This window comes from Haloprofundus salinisoli (genome assembly GCF_020097815.1).
GTDB lineage: Archaea > Halobacteriota > Halobacteria > Halobacteriales > Haloferacaceae > Haloprofundus > Haloprofundus salinisoli.
In genome coordinates this window covers 1,813,561-1,831,571 of the sequence record NZ_CP083663.1, presented here as the reverse complement: position 1 = coordinate 1,831,571, position 18,011 = coordinate 1,813,561, and the positions used below count along the sequence as shown (strand labels likewise).

Sequence of the window (18,011 nt, the reverse complement as noted above, 5' to 3'; positions counted from 1 at the left end):
CGTACAGCACAGGCTCGAATAAATAGCTACAACCGTCCACCTGATAAATAGACAGTTGGCCGCTCTTATGCACCGATAAAACCACCCGCAAGCGTCGATTTGCCCGTTGAGATGCCGCCGGGGGACTGATTCGCGGCGAGCCACGAACGAGTACGAGTTCGTGACCGTTTCCGAGAAATCTTACATTTCGTGGGTTCTGTCGAAATTTGGTGGATTGAGGGCGTCTGAGCGACGAATTCCTGGGGACCGATTTCGATGTGAACGGTCGTGAACGGTCGCTACTTCTCTTCGACGTGTCGGACTTCGGCGGCGACACCGCGTGTGGATTCGGCCATCTCCGGCCCCGACATCTCGGCGCGGGCGACGGCGAACGCCTTCGGTCCCTCGACGACCACCTCGTCGCCGGGGCGAATCTCCTCGTCGGCGTCGACGACGCCGGGTGCGAGGACGCTGCCGTGCGGGACGAACCGGTCGATCTCGATGCGCTTCGTCGGCGCGTCGGAGGTGTCCCAGACCCGTGCGCCCTCGAGCGTGAACGAGAGGACGCCGTACTGCGGCACCATCGTCGCCAACTGCTCGCCGTCTCCGTCTCTGACCTGCAGTTTCGGATAGCGACTCGTCATCTTGATGTCGACGTCCGCGAACAGCGCGTCGCCCGCCCCGTCGCCGAACTGGTAGTCGGCGATGGCTTGCACCGTGTTGTGCTCGCGCTCGCGCTTTCGGTACTTGGGTTCGCTCGACAGCGTCGACGCCAGATTCGCCAGCGACTCGGTCGTCGTCGGGTGGTCTTCGACGGTGTACTCGAACGGCATCTCTACCGCTTTCTCGACGCGTTCGACGATGTCTCGGTAGCCCTCCGGCGGGACGTGCGCGACGACGCGCGGGTACTCGTTGCGCTGGAGATAGCGCCGCAGCACCTCCGTGACGAATCGCTTTTCGTCCTCGGACCACCGGCCCGTCACGACGGAGTCGTAGTGCTGGGCCGGGTAGGTGAGTTCGAGTTCCTGCGGGACGACGCCGATGGGCGACGTCATCGACACCTGGTGGGCGCGGAACTGGACGGCGTCGTGGTACTGGCCGTGGCTCTGGGACTCGCTATACGGCTTCCGGGCCGAACACGGGACGAGCACGAGCGGCGTGTCGAAGCGATTCCGGTATCTGGTCGTCACCCGCTCGGCGAAGCGCTGAATCTCGACGCGGCGAAGCGAATCTTCGGTCGCCGCCGTGAGCTCCGAGTTCCGGATGACCGGCGTTCGTTCCTCCAGGTAGCCGTACTGCTGGTCGAACTCGCGGAACGCCGCCGTGAGCCACACGTCGTGGCGCGCCTGTCCCTCGACGTAGTCGCGGAGTCGGCCGTCGCGGATGCGGCGACGAACCGTCGCGAGTTCCGCCCTCAGCGCGTTCACGTTGTGTGCGGCGCAGTCCTCGCGGGAGAAGTCGTCGACGCCGCCGAGGCAGGCCGAACAGGCGCAGGGGAGCTCGTCGAGATCTTCGAGGAAGAACTCGGCGTCGCTCGTGAGGTACTTGCCCTCGAACCCCTTCACCCGAGCGCGCTTGGCGTCGACGAGGTCGACGCCCGCGTACGCGAGCGTCGCGGCGTTCGTCGGCGTGGCGACGCCCGAGAGGTAGAGCGCGGTATCGGCCGGAAGCGACTCGTGTGCCTCGATGACGGCGTCCTTGAACGCGGCCGCGTGCCCGACGAAGCCGTGAGCGTCCGAGAGGATGTACGCGTCCGCGCCCACGTCGCGGGCGGCGTCGGCGGCGACGACGGCCGCGCTCGGATAGTCGGTATCGGGGTAGTCGACGGCGAACGACTCCTTGACTTCCTCGCGGGTCCCCGCCGGAAAACCGCGGTGCGGGAGGACGGTCAGGCGGTTCTCGTCGCCCTCGGGGGCGTCGCGTTCGGCGGCCCAGAGGCTTCCGGCGTCCTCGACGACGTCGTCGACGAGCGCGGGCGTGGTGCGCGGCTCCGAGAGACGGAGTTCGCCGAGGCGAGCGGCCCCGTCGCGGGCGTGCACCTCGAAGTAGTCGGTCATAGTCGCCCTCTGCGGCGGAGCGTGAACTATCTTGCTTTGTCGGGTCAGAGCCGCGGTGCGTCACCCCCGTCGCTCGGACCGGACCGAGACGGAGTCCCCCGGCCTCAATCGTCGAGTTCAGCCGTTTCGTCGCCGGATAGGGTCGACTCGTCGCCGACGACGCCAGACAGCGGTTCGAGCGTCACCGACTCGGGGACCGTTTCGAGCGCCGCGGCGGTCCAGTCGTCGTGGGCGAGCGTGAACGACACCTCGGGATTCTCGGCGACGAGCGCCGCGACGCCCTCGGCGGCCGCTCGCCGGGCCGCGTCGTCGAGTCGGCTCGGGACCTGTGCGTTCAGCGGGTACGTATCCGAGAGCGCGCCCGGGAACGGGCCGAAGGGGGGGACGACCTTCCAGACGGCGTCGTACTCGCTCTCGGAGGGCGTCCCGCCCTCGGTCAGCAGCACGTCGCCGTACTCCGCGAGGTCCAGGCGGGCCAGACGACGGTGGTGTCGACGAACTTCGGGTCGCTTCGCGCTCTCGTGGGAGACGTGGAAGAACGACCCTTTCGCGGCGGGGTCGGACTCCTCTAACTGGTCGGCGTGGTCGAGAAGCGCGCGGTAGCCGTCGAGCATCGCCGGGTGACCCCGGGCGCGGACTTCGACGAGTTCGAGGAGGTTGCCCGCGCGAACGGCCTGCTTGATGCGGCGGATCTCCGCGAACGTCACGTGGAGGTTGTGCTCGGCGAGCAGTCGCTCGGTGTCGGCGTCGCTGGCGTTTCGGACCTCGTCGGGCGTGTGCGACGAACAGACCGGACACGAACACGGGAAGTAGTCGAGCTCTTCGAGATGTTCGGTGCCGCGGACGGTGAGATAGCGGCCGTCGCGGGCGTACAGCGCGTAGGCGGCGGAGTCGAAGAGGTCACAGCCCATGGCGACGGCGAGCGCGAACATCATCGGGTGGCCCGCGCCGAAGAGGTGGACCGGGCAGTCCGCCCCGAGGCCCCGCTTGGCGGCGGCGACGGCGTCGACCATGTCGTCGTAGCGGTAGGCGTTCATCAGCGGAACGACCGCCCCGACGGGGAACACGTCGAGCGTCGTCGCGTCGGCGTGACGGGCGGCGCGCTCTCTGAGGTCGGGGTACGTCGATCCCTGGACGGGCGCGTTGACGAGCATCTCGCCCGCGTCGAACGCCTCGGCGTCAGCGAGTGCTTGTTCCGTGAGTTCGAGTTCGTCTTCGACCTGTTCGCGGGGAACGTCCGGCGGCGTCGGGACGTCGACGGGCGTGCCGATGTCCGACCCGATATCCCTCTGGAACTGCAGAATCTCGGTCGTCGTCACGTCGATGTCGCCGTACTCGGCCAACTGGAACGACCCCGAGTCGGTCATGATCGCACCCGAGAAGCCGAGCATCTCGTGGAGACCCACGTCAAGCGCCCGTTCGCGGAGGTCCGCGGTCTTGCGGATGATGTAGGAGTTGGTGATGAGAATCTCCGCGCCGAACTCGGATTCGAGTCGGGCGGGCGGAATCGTCTGGACGTTGGGGTTGACGACGGGAAGAAGCGCCGGCGTCTCGACGGTCACCCCGGCGCGCGGCACGGTGAGTTGGCCGATGCGTCCGGCCGTGTCACCCTGCCGCTGCTCGAAACAGTCGCGCATATATCGCCGCGTTTCGGCGGCGTGTCGGTAAGAGTTGCGTTCCGGCGTCCACAGACGCGGCCCGCGAGCGCCGACGGTAGCGGCTACGGACGCGCGAGTTCGTATTGCAACACGCCGAGCGACGTGCGGCCGTCTCGAATCTCGTTGTCGACGACGGCCGCCAGAAGCTCCTCGTAACCCATCCTCGTCGGACGGATGCTCTCGTTGAAATCCAGTTCCTGCTCGGCGGACGGTTCGCAGCCGCGGGCGACGAAGTAGTGGTGGACCGAGTTGGCGATGCCGTTTGCGGGCTCGGCAACGTAGAATCGCTCCATCGACTGGGCTTCGTACCCCGTCTCCTCTGCGAGCTCGCGGCGCGCGGCGGTCGTCAGGTTGTCGTCTTCGGGTTCGGTGCCGCCCGCCGGGAGCCCGCGGTTGACGTGGTCGACCGCCTGCCGCCACTCCTCTACGAGCACGACGTCGCCGTCGGGGGTAAAGGGGAGAATCACGACGGCGGGCGGTTCGTCGACGTAGTGGAACTCCGTCTTCGTCCCGTCGGGCAGGCGGACGTCGTCCATGCGGATGTCGAACCCCGGACAGGAGTAGTCGATTCGGGAGTCCGTCGTCTCCCATTCGAGGCGGTCCGGGTCGTGGGCGGTGCCGGCGTCTGCGTCGTCGTCGTTCACGTCTCGTGGTTCGGCGGCGAGTCGAAAAATCGTCCGGTCGGCAAGCGCGCTCAGTTGCGTCGCCGCGCCGCGAACGCCGAACGGGCCGCCGTCCCGAGACCGGCGGACACGAGGCCCAGAGAGACCAGCGTGACGACGAGGTGTAGTTCGGTTACCCAGAACGGAAGCGGCATGCTGGTGCGGAGCACCTGCAGGAGAAACGAGATGCCGGGGACGTCGCCGGAGGCGACGCCGGCGGGACTGCCCGCATCGGTACTGTACGGCTGTCCGCCGACCGTTTCGCCCTCGGGGAGACGCTCGGCCTCGTAGGGGATGTACTGCGTCCGGACGCTCCAGACGGTCTCGCCGGACTCGTTGACCTCGACGATGCGCTGGTTCGCGGAGTCGGTGATGAGCGTGTTGCCGTTTTCGAGGCGGTCGGCGTCTCGCGGCCACGCGAAGGCGACGCCCTCGGCTTCGGAGAGCTCCCACCCGACGGTCCACTCGCCGTCACTTCGCTCCGCTCGCGACGAGCCTCCGCTCCCGTTGCTCGCGGAGACGTCGCCGTCGCCGCGCTGGAGTTCGACGACGCGACCGTTCTCGGAGTCGGCGACGAGTATCGTGTTCTTGTTCAACCACTGCGGGTTGTGCTGGCGGTTCAGCACCGACGGGTCGCCGACGCGGCCATCCTCGGGGTTCGGGTCCTCGTTGATTATCTCGACGACGCCCTCGCCGCGTTCGACGATGACCAGTTGGTTCGCGTTGCGGACCGAGACGAGGTAGCGGTCGTCGCCGAGGTGGTCGACGTCGTTGATGTGGAGCCAGTCCTCGCGCGTCGGGTCGTCGGGACCGTCCGTGTAGATGCTGCTGGCGTTCCACTGCCACGTTATCTCGCCGCCCCGGACGGTCATGATGCGTTCGTACTCCATGTCGCTGACGAGGAACTCGCCGGAGGGGAGCAGTTCGACGTCGTGGACTTCACTGTTCGCGCGCGTGCGCACGGGAAAACTGAACTCGCTGACGACTTCCGGACTCTCGCCGGGGTCGATGATTCGGAAGCCGGTGTGGGTACACGGCGACTCGTAGGGGCCGCAATCGGTGTATCCGCTGTCCATGAAGCCCGCCATGACGCTCCCGTTGTCGAGCATCGTCACGTCGAAGTAGCTGTCTGCGTCGTCGAGTCGCCAAGCGACCTCCCCGTCTTCGAGCAGGTAGACGCTGCCGTAGTCGTGCAGGCCCGGTCCGCCGCCCTGCGAACCGACCAGGGTCCGTACCGTCTCGTTCGAACTGCTGTCGTGACTCTGCGTCGCGCCGATCGTCGGTGCAGTAGCGGCGCTGACGACGACCATCCCGACGAAGAGTGCGACACCCGCGAGAACGAGGGTGGCACTCGTGCGTTTCGTAACCATCGAAGTACAGATATCTGTTGCGGGGATCACGATGAACGTTCGGGCAGCGGCGTGGGAGTCCCGTGTTCGGCGTGTCGATTATCGTCGCTCGTCCCGCGGGAGGACGACGCCGGAGAGCGGCGAGGCGGTTCGCATCCGTCACGGGCTACGTTGTGGCCCGGCGGCGCGTTCGACGCTCAGCCGGAGCTTCGGAGTCGGTTTCGGAGCATCCGGTTCGCACCGCTGACGAACAGGCCGAGGTCGTCGACGTGCGTGTAGTCGAAATACGGGTCCTCGCAGAACGACGAGAGCAGCTCTCTGGCCGTCGCGCCGAGCGACGGTCGTTCCACGTGCGGGGACTCGTCTCGAAAGAGGCTGAGTACGTAGCCGAGCTCGCCCCGGAGCGAGTGACTCCCGCTGTCGATGTCGTATCCCGGGTCGATACGGTCGGCTTGGCCGGTCGCCGCCTGCCAGTAGTAGTACGGGAAGTCCGCGCCCGCGTGGACCGTCGCCGGGAGCGACTGCCACATTCGCGGGTTTATCTCGGTAAGTTTGAACTCGCCGGTCTCGGCGTCACGCATATACTCCACGCACGCGAGGCCGTGCCAGTCGAGCTGGCTCAGCAGGTCGTTCGCCACCTGTTCGAGCTCCTCGATGTAGACGGACTTCCGGTAGACGCCGCCGCCGCCGACGTAGGAGTCGCCCCGAATCTGGCGGTGCTGGAACGTCGCCAGCGGTTCGCCGTGGTCGTACAGTCCGGCGAACATGTACTCGTCGGAGCTCGCCACGTACTCCTGGACGATGGGGTCGTGTTCCATCTCCTCGAGGATGGCGTCGACGTCGGGATGTTCGCCCGGCGAGAGATGTTTGATGCTCTTGACTTTCGAGGATTCCTCCGGCGCGTACCCGTCGACGTAGCCGTCCGCGAGGAGGTTGTACCGGGATTTGATGATCAGTTCGGGCTCCCAGTCGTCCACCTCGCTGAGCAGTCGCGTCTCCGGCACCGGCACGCCCGCTTTCTCCGCGGCGGCGGTCAACTGAAGCCTGTCCTGCGAACGTTGGAGCACCTCGAACGAGGGCACGACCATGTCGACGACTTCGTCGAACTCGTCTCTGTAGCGCGAGAGGACGTACGCGTCCTCTTCGCGTGACGGGACGATGGTCCGAACGTCCGGCCGCGACGCGAGACCCAGAAGGGCGTTTTTGTAACCGACGAGGTCGACCTCCGGGGCCGGGACCGAGAGGCGCTCCCCGCAGTGCCGAGAGGCGAACACCGGTGGGTTGTCGTGCTCCGACGCGACGATGGTGTTGATCCCCCGACGTCCGAGCGACCGTATCGTCGGATACGTACGCGACGGTCCGAGTCCGGTGGGAATCAACGCCGATTCCTTCGTCCCACAGCCTTCGTCCATATTCTCCCATTCAATTCTAAAAAACATTAATGTATTGTTGATTTTCACCTGGTACGCCCAACATTACTCAATTACTCATCTCTAAACACCTGCTTTGTTCGAGATTTTCCAGAGGTTGGGTGACCCCGTCAGACACGGGCGTTTCGACTCTCCTCGTCGGTGTCAGACCGACTGAACGACGACAGACACTCCCTGTGGAACGTATGAGCGTCCTAACGAAATCGAAAGTACACCAAAAACACGCCTATCCGGTGGTTAACCGAACTGTGCAGGTTCGTCGGTACGAAATGCGGGAGAAGTGGGCCGGCGCAGATTCGAACTGCGGTTACGGCCACCCGAAGGCCGAAGGATACCAAGCTACCCCACCGGCCCGCACGACTGAGTTGCCCGGGGCGATGTTTAAGGGTTGCGAAAGAAGGGAAAACCGCGTCACTCCGTGTCGAAGTACAGGTGCGCATGCGAGGCACACCCAGGGTTGAACGCCGCCGCACAGGCGGGGCAGGTGTGGTCGGAGTCGAGGTACGCCGCGACCGAGAGACGTTCTCCGCAGACGCCACACAGCACCGCGGGTTCGTCGAACTGGTCGGCGGGCCACCGCCGCGGGTCGTGGTCTGCGAGCGCTTCGTGGCACTCGAAACACGGGTGGTAAACGCCGCAGCACGGGAACTCGATAGCGATGACGTCCTGGTCGGTGTCGTAGTGCTCGCACCGCGTCTCGGCGTCGACGCCGACGCCGCGGAGGGGGACGTCGAACCGGTCGTCGAGCTCGCTGCCCCCGGCACCGTCTCGTCTCGGGGGCATCAGTATCGGGAGTAGCCCTCGGTGTCGAGGTAGCTGTGCGCCACGGTGATGGCGTGGTCGGCGTGGAGGACTCTCGGTCCGAGACGCACGCGTTCGTCCGCGACGGCGTCGAGAAGCGACGCCTCCTCGTCGGTGAAGTCGTGGTGATCCGAGAGGACGAACGCGGGGTTTTCGGGCGGGTCGACGTCGACGACGGGGGTGCCGCCCTCGTGGAGTTGCATCACCGTCGACTCGGCGGCGACGGCGTCGAGCGTCGCCTCGAACCCCATACGGTAGAGCGAGACGCCCGGGCTGCTCTCGGCGGGCATGTGTCCGATAGCTTCCTCGCGTGCGTCGAGCGCCTTCCGAATCAACGCCGCGGTGCTCCGCTCGTCGGGATTCAACCGCCGGAGTTCGGAGCCCTCGAAGCGAACCGTGTACTCGTCGCCGAGGACGAGGTGGGTCCGGACGTCCTCACGGATCGCGTGCGAGAGGAAGAACGCGGAGTTGACGCACCGACAGAGGACGTCAAGACGACCCGCGCCGCCGGCGATGTCGTCCAGCGAGAACTCCGAGGTCGTGGGGGCGTCGTGCCCGATAATGACGAACTGACGCATACCGGAGGTGACGGCGGAGTCGCCTTGGGTCTGTCTACTCGCCGCGTGGCGCTGTCGTTCCCCGGTGTTCGTCGGCGGATCTCGCCTGCGGGTCTCGCCCCTGCCCGGGCCGTGGCTCGATGGGCCCACAAACAACTGTGGTTGAATTTTTCGGCCTACAACCCGATTAGTAGTCACCGTTCGGTCGGAACATCGCCTTGCTTCGGTTCAATCAACGGTTACAATGCCGGTAACTCGGGGGAAACAACCGAACGAGAGTCGAAAAGAGGCAACCTGTAGAACCATTTAGAATACGAAACGACAACTGACGTGGCCGGGAACCTACAATCGTCCAAAACTGGACCTTATTGTTAAACTCTGTTGAGAGATACGTCTTCGGAGCGTTAGGTATTTATATAATCGGCAAAGACGAACTGGTATCCTTCGCGAGTGATGTGACAGCGCATGACGAAAGATAACAACTCCCAACTGATCAACCGACGTCGGATGCTGCAGGGTCTCGGCGTCGCAGGTATCGCAAGCGTAGCAGGCTGCTCAGGCGGCGGTGGCGGCGACGACACCGGCGGTAACCAGAGCGGCGACGGCAACCAGAGCGGTGGCGGCTCCGGCGACGGACAGGCCTCCCAAGGCGGTCAGCTCAAGATGGGTCTCGTCAAGAGTCCCCTCGAGTTCGACCCCATCATGCTCAACGACGTTCCCTCCCAGCAGGTCGCACAGAACATCTTCGAGGGCCTCTACGAGTACAACGAGTCGACCGGTCTCGTCCCCGCGCTCGCGGCCGGCGAACCGGAAGTCAACGGCGACGGTACGCAGTATACGGTCCAGATCGCCGAGAACGCGACGTTCCAGAACGGTGACCCCGTCACCTCCGAGGACGTGAAGTACTCCTTCGAGGCACCGGTCAACGAGGAGACGCAGAACGCCTCCGAGGTGAACATGGTCGAGTCCATCGACACGCCCGACGAGAAGACGGCCGTCTTCAACCTCAAGTACCCCTACGGCGCGTTCGAGACGACGCTCGCGTGGAGCATCGTCCCGAAGTCGGTCCGCGAGAACGACAAAGACGCGTTCAACACGAGCAAGCCCGTCGGCTCCGGTCCGTTCCAGTTCGACGACTGGCAGGAAGGCCAGTTCGTCCGTATCAGCCGCTACGACGACTACTGGGGCGACCAGATGCCGAACCTCGCCCAAGTCGAGTTCGTCCCCGTCGAGGAGGCGACGACCCGCGTGACGACGCTTCGCAACGGCGAGAACGACATCATCGAGGAGATCCCGCCGCAGCTGTACTCCTCGGTCGAACAGATTCAGGACGCCAGCATCGACGAAGTGCCGGGTATCGGTTACTTCTACATGGCGTTCAACTGCGCGGAAGGTCCGACGACGGACCCCAAAGTCCGCGAAGCGGTCGACTACTGCTTCGACATGGACCAGGCGGTCTCGAACTTCGTCGAGCCGACCGGTCTCCGGCAGTACAGCCCGCTCCCGCAGGCGCTCGCCGACGAGTGGGGCTTCGACGTCAGTCAGTGGGAGCAGATCCCGCACGGCAAGGACATCGAGCAGGCCCAACAGCTCTTCGAGGAGGCCGGCGTCAGCCAGGACTACTCGTGGCGCATCATCGTCCCGCCGGACGACAAGCGTGAACAGATCGGCACGACGGTGTCGAACGGGCTGCAGGAAGCCGGCTTCAACGCCGAAGTCCAGCGGCTCGACTGGGGTGCCTTCCTCGACCAGTACGTCTCCGGCAGCGAGGACGACTACAACATGTACACGCTCGGGTGGTCCGGCACGCCCGACCCCGACGCGTTCACCTACTACATGTTCGGCGCGACCGAGGACACCCTCGGCGTCACCGACGGGACGTTCTACCACGACTCCAGCGACCGCGCGGCGGAGGCGACCCAGAAGTTCGTCCAGGCCCGCGAGATGGCCGACCAGGAGCAGCGCAAACAGCTGTACACCGAAGGGATCACGACGGTCCTCGAAGACCGCGCGCACCTGCCGGCGTACAACCTCAAGAACAGCTACGGCGTGAAAGACTACGTCAACGACTTCACGTCGCACCCGGTGGACAGCTTCCACCTCTCGTCGAACCACAACAACGTCTCGGTCGACAAGTAGACTCGCTACAGCCCGAGTCTCTTTCGCTCAGTATTTCGATACTTGCCGTGGAAACCATTCACAACCGTACTGCCGCAGGCTGCAATCAGGGATGACAGACAGCAATGAGTAGACTCAGATACACGATCGGTCGGCTCCTCCAGGCGGTCCCCGTCCTGCTCGGAGTCGTGACTATTACGTTCCTTTTGACCGATGCGATCCCGGGGGACCCGGTGAGCATCATGCTCGGCCCGTCGCCGAGTGCACAGCAGGCCGAAGCCATCCGAGCGAAGTTCGGCCTCGACCAACCACTGTACGTTCGGTACTTCAACTACCTCTTCGACGTTATCCGCCTCGACCTCGGTGAGAGCCTCTACTACAGCGTACCCGTGACGCAGAAGATCATGGAGCGTCTGCCCGTGACGATGCTGCTCATAGTGTCGAGCTTCTCGTTCGCGCTCGCTACCGCGGTGCCGCTGGGGGTCATTTCCGCGAAGCGTCGGAACAAGCCTGCCGACCACGTCTCGCGCGTCGTCGCCCTGCTGGGCGTCAGCACGCCGTCCTTTTGGATCGGCCTGATGCTCATCATCATCTTCTCGTACAACCTCAACGTGCTTCCGGCGACGAGTCTGGTGATGCCGTGGGCCGCCCCAGCGACGGTCGACGGGGCGTCTAATCAGATAGACGTCATCATCACCGCCATTCAACATCTGATACTGCCGACCATCACGCTCGGCACGCTCCAGATGGCGGCGTTCACCCGCATCGAGCGCTCCTCGATGCTCGAAGTGCTGGGCGAAGAGTACGTCAAACTCGCCCGCGCGTACGGCGTCAGCGAGGGGAAAATTCTCCGCAAGCACGCCTTCCGCAACGCACAGCTCCCGCTCATCACCATCGTCGGTCTCCAACTGACGACGGCGCTGGGCGGCGCTGTCCTGACCGAGACCGTCTTCTCCATCAACGGAATGGGACGGCTCGTCATTACGGCGATTCAGAACCAGGACTTCCTCTTGGTGATGGGGACGACGCTGATGTTCGGTGTCGTCTTCGTCGTCGGCGTCATCATCACGGACCTCTCGTATGCGTACGTCGACCCGAGAGTCTCCTTCGACGGAGGTGACTGACCATGGCACCCGACACATCTACTCCACAGAAAATCGACGGCCCGGACGGTGGCGCGGCCGACGAACCGCAGGACGACGAGTTCGAGGCCCGCGTCGGCCTCTGGTACACCGTCTCGCAGATCAAACGCGACCCGACGGCGCTGACCGGGCTAGTCATCGTCGCGATCATGACCGCCATCGCGCTGTTCGCGTACGTCGACGGCGTCTTCCTCGACTTCTGGTTCGCGGAGACGTTCTGGTACCACCCCAACCGGGACCCCTCGCAGGCGGAGATTCTGCTCCCGCCGTACGGGCTAACTAACGAGATCTACCCGATGACGCCCGGAACGCTCGAACACCCGCTCGGCACCGACCACCGCGGCCGTGACATCGCCGTCCGCCTGTTCTACGGCACGCGCATCGCCATCACGGTCGGCATCGTCTCCACCGGCATCGCGCTGGTGCTGGGGACGCTCGTCGGCGCGGTCGCCGGCTACTACGGCGGCTGGATCGACGACGCGCTGATGCGCGCCGCCGAGACCCTGTTCGCCATCCCGTTTCTCGTGCTCGTTATCGCGTTCATGGCCGCCTTCGGGCGCAACCTCACGTTCGCGATGGTCGGCGTCGGCATCGCCACGATTCCGACGTTCGCACGCCTCATCCGCTCGCGGGTGCTGAGCGTCCGCGAGGAAGATTACATCGAGGCGGCGAGAGCCGCTGGCGTACGCGACAGAAACATCATCCTCAGACACATCGTCCCGAACAGTTTCGCGCCGGTACTCGTGCAGGCGACGCTGCAGGTCGGCATCAACATCCTCATCATCGCCGGTCTCTCGTTTCTCGGCTACGGCGCACAGCCCCCGACGCCCTCGTGGGGGCAGATGCTCTCGGCGTCCCGGCAGTACCTGCTGCCGGACCCGTGGTTCAGCATCTGGCCCGGCATCGCTATCCTCATCACGGTGGTCGGCTTCAACCTCGTCGGTGACGGCCTGAGAGACGCACTCGACCCACGGATCAACAACTGATGGCAGACCCACTACTCACCGTCGAAAACTTGCAGACACAGTTCTTCACCGAGGAGGGTGTCGTCCGCGCGGTGGACGGCATCAGCTTCACGGTGAACGAAGGAGAGCTCGTCGGCCTCGTCGGCGAGTCCGGCGCGGGCAAATCCGTCGCCACGAGTTCGATCATGCGGCTCGTCGAGGAACCCGGCGAAGTCGTCGGCGGGACGGTCAAGTACCGCGACAAGGTCATCCTCGACTTCGAGGAGGGCCCGGACGGCGAGCGCCGCCCCTCCGACGAGATGCTGTCGAACAAGCAGATGCGCGAGGAGATTCGCGGCAACGAGATCGCCATCATCTTCCAGGACCCGATGGAGGCGCTCAACCCCGTATTCACCGTCGGCAGCCAACTGAGGGAGTTCATCGAGATCAACCGCGATGTCTCCGGAACGGAGGCCAAGGAGATCGCCGTCGACATGCTCCGGGAGGTCGGCATCCCCGAACCCGAGGAGCGCTACGACAGCTATCCCCACCAGTTCTCCGGCGGGATGCGCCAGCGCGTGCTCATCGCGATGGCGCTCTCCTGCGAACCGAGTCTCATCATCGCCGACGAACCGACGACGGCGCTGGACGTCACCGTTGAGGGCCAGATTCTGGACCTCGTCGACGAGCTCCAGGACAAGTACGGCACGAGTTTCCTCTGGGTGACCCACGACATGGGCGTCGTCGCCGAAATCTGCGACCGCGTCAACGTGATGTATCTCGGCGAGATCATCGAGCAGGCGGAGGTCGACGACCTGTTCTACGAGACGAAACACCCCTACACGGAGGCGCTGCTCGACTCGATGCCGCGTCCCGACGAGACGGTCGACGAACTCAATCCGATAAAGGGCGTGATGCCGGAGGCTATCAATCCGCCGCCGGGCTGTCGGTTCCACACCCGCTGTCCGGACGCCCACGAAGTCTGTCGCCGGACGCGACCCGTCTATCAGGACGTCAGCGGACCGGAGGGCTACCCGCACCGCGTCTCCTGCGTGAAGTACGAGGACGTCGGCTACGAGGACTCCGAACCGCTGGACACGGAGGCGACCGCCGCCTTCGGTGGCGACATCATCGAAACACAAGGTGATTCCAATGAGTAGCACCACGACCAAGACGAACACGCGAGAAGAGGCCGAGACGATTCTCCGCATCGAGGGACTGACCAAACACTACTCACAGGGGTCGGGGCTGCTCGACAGCTTCTTCCCGAAGCCGAAGGTGAGAGCCGTCGACGACGTCTCCTTCGAGATCGAACGCGGCGAGACGCTGGGGCTCGTCGGCGAGTCCGGGTGTGGGAAGTCGACGCTCGCGCGCACCGTGTTGAAGCTCGTCGAGCCCACGGACGGGGCCGTCTACTTCAACGGGCGCAACATCGCCGACCTCTCCGGGGAGCAGCTGCGCCAGCAGCGCGAAGACATGCAGATGATCTTCCAGGACCCCCAGTCCAGCCTCGACCCCCGGATGAAGATCGGGACCATCGTCGAGGAGCCGATGCGCGCGCACGGCCTCTACGAGGGCGAACGCGAGGAACGCGCCCGCGAGCTGCTGGAGAAAGTGGGGCTGGACCCCCAGCACTACAACCGGTATCCCCACCAGTTCTCCGGCGGCCAGCGCCAGCGGGTGAACCTCGCGCGGGCGCTGGCGGTCAACCCCGACTTCATCGTCTGCGACGAACCGGTGTCGGCGCTCGACGTGTCGATTCAAGCGCAGGTGCTGAACACGATGCAGGAACTGCAGGACGAGTTCGGCCTCACCTACCTCTTTATCGCGCACGACCTCTCGGTCATCCGGCACATCTCCGACCGCGTCGCCGTGATGTACCTCGGCCAGATGGTCGAACTCGCCGAGACCGAGGAGCTGTACGAGAACCCCCAGCACCCGTACACCCAGGCGTTGCTCGGGTCGATTCCGGTTCCCGACCCGCGGGTGAAGGGTCGTCGCGGCCTCCTCGAAGGGGACGTCCCCTCGCCCATCAACCCGCCGTCGGGCTGCCGGTTCCGGACCCGATGTCCGAAACTCATCGCGCCCGAGCAGTACGACATGACCGAACCCGAGTGGGCGGGCGTGCGCCGCTTCATGCGGGCGGTCACCCGGCGGACGTTCGAGGTTGAGAACGAGGGACAGTTGCGAAACGAGTTCTTCGAGCAGGGCGTCCCCGGCAGCGAGGCCGGTGACATCGTCGAGACGGCCATCGACTCGCTGCTCGGCGGCGAGTGGGAGCAAGCCGAGGAACTCCTCCGGGAGTCGTTCGCAGAACCGAGCATCTGCGCGCAGGAGAAACCCGACTACACCGTCGAGACGGAGTACGGCACGGGCGTCCACCACGCGGCGTGTCACCTCCACAACGAACGCATCGACAACACCGCCAACGCCGACTGAGACGGACCGTGCGCCCGTCGTCGCGTCACTTTCTCATCCGAGCTCGATTTCGACAGTGTCACGCAAGCGACCGTCTCCGGTTGCGACGAACGCACCGATCTCGTGGACGCCGGGGTCGGGAAGCTCCCACGTCGTCCGGTCGCCGACGCGTTTGAGACGGCCGCTCCACGTCCGTTCGATCACTTTTGTCTCCTTCGCGCGGAAGGCGAACGACCCCGGACTGTCGCTCAGATAGCGCGGTTCGTCGCTTCCCTCCAGCAGGCCGTCGACGGTCCACCCCCAGAGCCGTCGCCTCGGCGTCGCCACCGTCACCGGAACCGGGAGCTGGTTCCGTATCGTGATCGTCAGGTCGATCGGTTCGCCCCGCTCGTAGCGGGTCCGCTCGACGGAGAGCCGAATCGACAACCCGCGGCGCGCCAGCGGTTGGGGGACGAACTGACCGAGTCGATCGGCGAACGACCTGCCGCTCTCCTCGAAGCCGTACCGACTCTCGCCGTCCGACGAGGCGGGCGTTCTCCGTGGCATAGGGGTTCGTATCGAGCGTCGCGCAGATGGCTCTGTCGACTCGTGTGTTCGCTACGTCAGCAACGCGACGAACATCAGCCCGAACCCCGAGACGACCAGGACGGCGGCGAAACAGCCCTCGATGACGCGGAGATACATCGCGTCGGTTCTGTTGGTCCGAACGAGTCGAAGAAACGAGAGACCGACGGTCACGAGACCGAGACCGACGAACAGACCGGTGAGTAGCTGCATCGTTCGATTCGTCCGACCGTACACCCAACGGTCTCATAAATGTTCGTGAGTGTGTTTTAATATGATATAAGGACGATAGCTAGAGAAGTGTTTAAATAGAGTGTACGAATTGCCGTAGATAATGAACGTCAGTTCCGTCTACGCGCTGCTCTCGTCGGCGAGAGCCGACGGTGAACGACAGACCGACCGGGCAGAGGTCCCACTCAACGTCGCGCCGTTGTTGTTGTTCGGACTCATCCTCGTCGTTCTCACGGTCATCGCCGAGGTCAGTCTATAGCGTGGAGCTCCGCGACGAGCGATCGAAGCGGGTCGCCTCGGGCCGTGCGGGCGACACCCCCCGGCCGCCTCAGGCCGCGCGTCCGACGCTCAGGTGGGTCGTCTCGCCGTGGCTGTGGGCGGTCACGGGCATGCTGTTGACCGTGCTCTTCATCGAGATGGCGCTTATCGGCGTCGTGGTGTACGGCGTCTCGCTGCGTTCGACGCTCGCAAGCGCCGCGGCCGACCCCGTCGTCATGCTGGCGACACTTCTCTGCGCGCGGTTTCTGGCGTTTCGACTCTACCAGTGGCGACGCGACTACCTCGCCGAGATGGGCGAGCTCTGGGTTCGTGACTCCGGGTCAGCCGGGGCACTCGTCACCGTCGCTTCCTTCTCGTTGGTCGGCTTAGTGCCGGCGGCGGCGCTGTTCCCGTTCGTCAGCGTCCCCATCTCCGACCAGATGACGATGCTTTCGGCGGCCATCGCCGTCATCACCGTTCCGGCGTGTTACCTCCTCTTGATCTACTACCTGGGCCAGCTATCCGCCGCGGACCGGTACCGGCGGAGATACCGGATCTCGCCGAGCAGCTGGCACTACCTCTGGACGTTCCCCGTGGTGGTGTTCGTCTGGATGGTCGCCTCGGGGACGGTGCTGACGCTCTCGGGGGAGACGCTCGGCCTCTCGGCGGTCGACCACCTCCGAATCGACGGGTGGGTCGTCGGCTACGTCGCACTCTGCGCGCCGACGCTCGCCGCGCTCCTGTACACGCTTCGGCGTCTCGCCGCTCTCTTCTCGCCGCTACCGCGCCGGTGACCGCCTGCGACAACCAGAGAAGTTATCATCTATCACTCACAGCATACATTCAGCTACAGAACAATGTCGACGAAAGATAGTACTTCCCTCCAAGCCAAAGCGCTCAGCGTCTCGAACGGACTGAGCGCGAACCAGAAAGCGGCAGCGATAACGGTAAGCGGCCTGTTCACGGGCGTCCTCCTCGGGGCGATGGGCATGCTCTTCGACTTCAACCGCGACGACGTCATCGTCGGCATCGCCGCCCTCGGCCTCGTCGTGTTCGCCGCGGCCGTGTTCGCCGTCGTCCGCGCGATGATCATCAGCGCCGAGATGAAAGAGGATGGAACGGTTCTCGACGCCGTCCGCCATCCGCTCTTCGCCGCGCTGTTCGTCAGTCTCGCCATCGCCTGCGGCGCGTTTTTGAGCGTCGTCTACCGCTTCGCCATCCTCTAAATCCGAACGCTCGACCGCGCGCGGACGGTCCTCTGCGACCGCGTTCTCCCATGCAGCCGCTTTCCGCTCTCGATAGCCGCTGTTCTCTGCTCTCGATAGCTTCGGCTCCCGTCTCGTTCACCGCGAAAATTGAGAGTGAAACCTATCGGACCGTGTGTTCGTCGGGGTGACGAAGCGAGACGAGGTCCGTCTCGACGTCCGTCCCGGCCATCTTTGCGATGAACTCCAGCGACTTCGCGTGTCGTCTGAACGGCGACTCCTTCAGCGAGTCGAGCGCGGCGTCGATCTCGACGGGGTCGTCGCTGACTCTGTCGAGTTCTTCGAGCGAGAGGCCGCGGACGTGGCGAATCATCATCCGGCGCGCACGCTCGCTGATCCAGTCGATATCCCGGTAGTACGCCAAGGCGTTTATCGCGCCCGTCGGCCCGAACTCGCGGCCGAGATACCGTGCCCACTCCATCGCGGTGACGTTCTCGGCGGCGTCGCGGGGAACGGTGCCGAGATACGGTTTCGTCTGCTCGCTGCCGGCCGAACGGTCTCTTGGCATGTCAGTGTCCTCCCGCGAGTGATTAGGGTGGCCCGTTAAATACGTTTCGTAGGCGAGATTACGTTATTGA

At 64.7% G+C, this 18,011-nt stretch carries 18 protein-coding genes and 1 tRNA gene; 8 read left to right on the top strand and 11 right to left on the bottom strand.

The window, feature by feature from the left end:
* Positions 1 to 278 precede the first annotated feature (278 nt).
* The 8 genes from arcS to trmY all read right to left on the bottom strand — a co-directional run bounded on the left by arcS (position 279) and on the right by trmY (position 8,514).
* On the bottom strand, positions 279 to 2,036 hold the full coding sequence (arcS, locus tag LAQ73_RS09660) for an archaeosine synthase subunit alpha (RefSeq protein WP_224268078.1): 1,758 nt from the start codon (positions 2,034 to 2,036) through the stop codon (positions 279 to 281).
* 104 nt (positions 2,037 to 2,140) lie between these two features.
* Positions 2,141 to 3,673, bottom strand: coding sequence for a tRNA guanosine(15) transglycosylase TgtA (gene tgtA, locus LAQ73_RS09655; protein ID WP_224268077.1), 1,533 nt, complete (start codon positions 3,671 to 3,673; stop codon positions 2,141 to 2,143).
* 83 nt (positions 3,674 to 3,756) lie between these two features.
* A complete protein-coding gene (locus tag LAQ73_RS09650; protein ID WP_224268076.1) occupies positions 3,757 to 4,338 on the bottom strand; it encodes an NUDIX hydrolase in 582 nt (193 codons plus the stop codon).
* Positions 4,339 to 4,388: 50 nt separating this feature from the next.
* Entirely contained in the window at positions 4,389 to 5,726 is a 1,338-nt protein-coding gene (locus LAQ73_RS09645; RefSeq protein ID WP_224268075.1) for an arylsulfotransferase family protein, read from the bottom strand.
* Positions 5,727 to 5,902: 176 nt separating this feature from the next.
* Positions 5,903 to 7,117, bottom strand: a complete 1,215-nt coding sequence (locus LAQ73_RS09640) for a carboxylate--amine ligase (protein ID WP_224268074.1) — start codon at positions 7,115 to 7,117, stop codon at positions 5,903 to 5,905.
* A gap of 299 nt (positions 7,118 to 7,416) precedes the next feature.
* A tRNA-Pro gene (locus LAQ73_RS09635) sits at positions 7,417 to 7,489 on the bottom strand.
* A 57-nt stretch (positions 7,490 to 7,546) separates the two neighbouring features.
* Entirely contained in the window at positions 7,547 to 7,918 is a 372-nt protein-coding gene (locus LAQ73_RS09630; RefSeq protein WP_224268073.1) for a CHY zinc finger protein, read from the bottom strand.
* Positions 7,918 to 8,514 (bottom strand): tRNA (pseudouridine(54)-N(1))-methyltransferase TrmY, encoded by a 597-nt coding sequence (gene trmY / locus LAQ73_RS09625; protein ID WP_224268072.1) that lies wholly within the window; start codon positions 8,512 to 8,514, stop codon positions 7,918 to 7,920. The genes LAQ73_RS09630 and trmY overlap by 1 nt, the downstream gene beginning before the upstream one ends.
* A gap of 444 nt (positions 8,515 to 8,958) precedes the next feature.
* Here trmY and LAQ73_RS09620 point away from each other — a divergent pair, with 444 nt between their 5' ends.
* From LAQ73_RS09620 to LAQ73_RS09600, 5 genes are all read left to right on the top strand, one after another.
* Positions 8,959 to 10,632 (top strand): ABC transporter substrate-binding protein, encoded by a 1,674-nt coding sequence (locus LAQ73_RS09620; protein WP_224268071.1) that lies wholly within the window; start codon positions 8,959 to 8,961, stop codon positions 10,630 to 10,632.
* Between the two features lie 104 nt (positions 10,633 to 10,736).
* Positions 10,737 to 11,735 (top strand): ABC transporter permease, encoded by a 999-nt coding sequence (locus tag LAQ73_RS09615; protein WP_224268070.1) that lies wholly within the window; start codon positions 10,737 to 10,739, stop codon positions 11,733 to 11,735.
* A 2-nt stretch (positions 11,736 to 11,737) separates the two neighbouring features.
* Positions 11,738 to 12,739, top strand: a complete 1,002-nt coding sequence (locus LAQ73_RS09610) for an ABC transporter permease (protein ID WP_224268069.1) — start codon at positions 11,738 to 11,740, stop codon at positions 12,737 to 12,739.
* On the top strand, positions 12,739 to 13,857 hold the full coding sequence (locus LAQ73_RS09605; protein WP_224268068.1) for an ABC transporter ATP-binding protein: 1,119 nt from the start codon (positions 12,739 to 12,741) through the stop codon (positions 13,855 to 13,857). Before LAQ73_RS09610 ends, LAQ73_RS09605 begins: the two co-directional genes overlap by 1 nt.
* Positions 13,850 to 15,136, top strand: a complete 1,287-nt coding sequence (locus LAQ73_RS09600; protein WP_317988503.1) for an ABC transporter ATP-binding protein — start codon at positions 13,850 to 13,852, stop codon at positions 15,134 to 15,136. The genes LAQ73_RS09605 and LAQ73_RS09600 overlap by 8 nt, the downstream gene beginning before the upstream one ends.
* A 33-nt stretch (positions 15,137 to 15,169) precedes the next feature.
* Here LAQ73_RS09600 and LAQ73_RS09595 read toward each other — a convergent pair whose 3' ends face one another.
* A complete protein-coding gene (locus LAQ73_RS09595) occupies positions 15,170 to 15,661 on the bottom strand; it encodes a DUF7974 family protein (RefSeq protein ID WP_224268067.1) in 492 nt (163 codons plus the stop codon).
* 51 nt (positions 15,662 to 15,712) lie between these two features.
* Complete coding sequence (locus LAQ73_RS09590; RefSeq protein WP_224268066.1) at positions 15,713 to 15,892, bottom strand: hypothetical protein; 180 nt, start codon at positions 15,890 to 15,892, stop codon at positions 15,713 to 15,715.
* Positions 15,893 to 16,013: 121 nt separating this feature from the next.
* On the opposite strand from LAQ73_RS09590, the gene LAQ73_RS09585 reads away from it, so the two are divergent.
* From LAQ73_RS09585 to LAQ73_RS09575, 3 genes are all read left to right on the top strand, one after another.
* Positions 16,014 to 16,169: a hypothetical protein gene (locus LAQ73_RS09585; protein ID WP_224268065.1), complete on the top strand. Its 156-nt coding sequence runs from the start codon at positions 16,014 to 16,016 to the stop codon at positions 16,167 to 16,169.
* 1 nt (position 16,170) lies between these two features.
* Complete coding sequence (locus LAQ73_RS09580; protein ID WP_224268064.1) at positions 16,171 to 16,962, top strand: hypothetical protein; 792 nt, start codon at positions 16,171 to 16,173, stop codon at positions 16,960 to 16,962.
* Between the two features lie 63 nt (positions 16,963 to 17,025).
* The gene (locus LAQ73_RS09575; protein ID WP_224268063.1) at positions 17,026 to 17,394 is read left to right on the top strand and encodes a hypothetical protein; all 369 of its coding nucleotides are present in this window, start codon (positions 17,026 to 17,028) and stop codon (positions 17,392 to 17,394) included.
* 142 nt (positions 17,395 to 17,536) lie between these two features.
* Here the strand turns inward: LAQ73_RS09575 and LAQ73_RS09570 are convergent, their stop codons facing one another.
* Positions 17,537 to 17,941, bottom strand: a complete 405-nt coding sequence (locus tag LAQ73_RS09570; RefSeq protein WP_224268062.1) for a FlaD/FlaE family flagellar protein — start codon at positions 17,939 to 17,941, stop codon at positions 17,537 to 17,539.
* Positions 17,942 to 18,011 lie beyond the last annotated feature (70 nt).

Excerpts from the sequence above, each read along its gene's own strand:
- LAQ73_RS09590 (WP_224268066.1), bottom strand. The coding sequence starts at position 15,892 with ATGCAGCTACTCACCGGTCTGTTCGTCGGTCTCGGTCTCGTGACCGTC.
- LAQ73_RS09595 (WP_224268067.1), bottom strand. The coding sequence starts at position 15,661 with ATGCCACGGAGAACGCCCGCCTCGTCGGACGGCGAGAGTCGGTACGGC.
- LAQ73_RS09645 (WP_224268075.1), bottom strand. The coding sequence starts at position 5,726 with ATGGTTACGAAACGCACGAGTGCCACCCTCGTTCTCGCGGGTGTCGCA.
- trmY (WP_224268072.1), bottom strand. The coding sequence starts at position 8,514 with ATGCGTCAGTTCGTCATTATCGGGCACGACGCCCCCACGACCTCGGAG.
- LAQ73_RS09640 (WP_224268074.1), bottom strand. The coding sequence starts at position 7,117 with ATGGACGAAGGCTGTGGGACGAAGGAATCGGCGTTGATTCCCACCGGA.
- LAQ73_RS09610 (WP_224268069.1), top strand. The coding sequence starts at position 11,738 with ATGGCACCCGACACATCTACTCCACAGAAAATCGACGGCCCGGACGGT.
- LAQ73_RS09630 (WP_224268073.1), bottom strand. The coding sequence starts at position 7,918 with ATGCCCCCGAGACGAGACGGTGCCGGGGGCAGCGAGCTCGACGACCGG.
- LAQ73_RS09605 (WP_224268068.1), top strand. The coding sequence starts at position 12,739 with ATGGCAGACCCACTACTCACCGTCGAAAACTTGCAGACACAGTTCTTC.
- LAQ73_RS09575 (WP_224268063.1), top strand. The coding sequence starts at position 17,026 with ATGTCGACGAAAGATAGTACTTCCCTCCAAGCCAAAGCGCTCAGCGTC.
- LAQ73_RS09585 (WP_224268065.1), top strand. The coding sequence starts at position 16,014 with ATGAACGTCAGTTCCGTCTACGCGCTGCTCTCGTCGGCGAGAGCCGAC.
- LAQ73_RS09570 (WP_224268062.1), bottom strand. The coding sequence starts at position 17,941 with ATGCCAAGAGACCGTTCGGCCGGCAGCGAGCAGACGAAACCGTATCTC.
- tgtA (WP_224268077.1), bottom strand. The coding sequence starts at position 3,673 with ATGCGCGACTGTTTCGAGCAGCGGCAGGGTGACACGGCCGGACGCATC.
- arcS (WP_224268078.1), bottom strand. The coding sequence starts at position 2,036 with ATGACCGACTACTTCGAGGTGCACGCCCGCGACGGGGCCGCTCGCCTC.
- LAQ73_RS09615 (WP_224268070.1), top strand. The coding sequence starts at position 10,737 with ATGAGTAGACTCAGATACACGATCGGTCGGCTCCTCCAGGCGGTCCCC.
- LAQ73_RS09600 (WP_317988503.1), top strand. The coding sequence starts at position 13,850 with ATGAGTAGCACCACGACCAAGACGAACACGCGAGAAGAGGCCGAGACG.
- LAQ73_RS09620 (WP_224268071.1), top strand. The coding sequence starts at position 8,959 with ATGACGAAAGATAACAACTCCCAACTGATCAACCGACGTCGGATGCTG.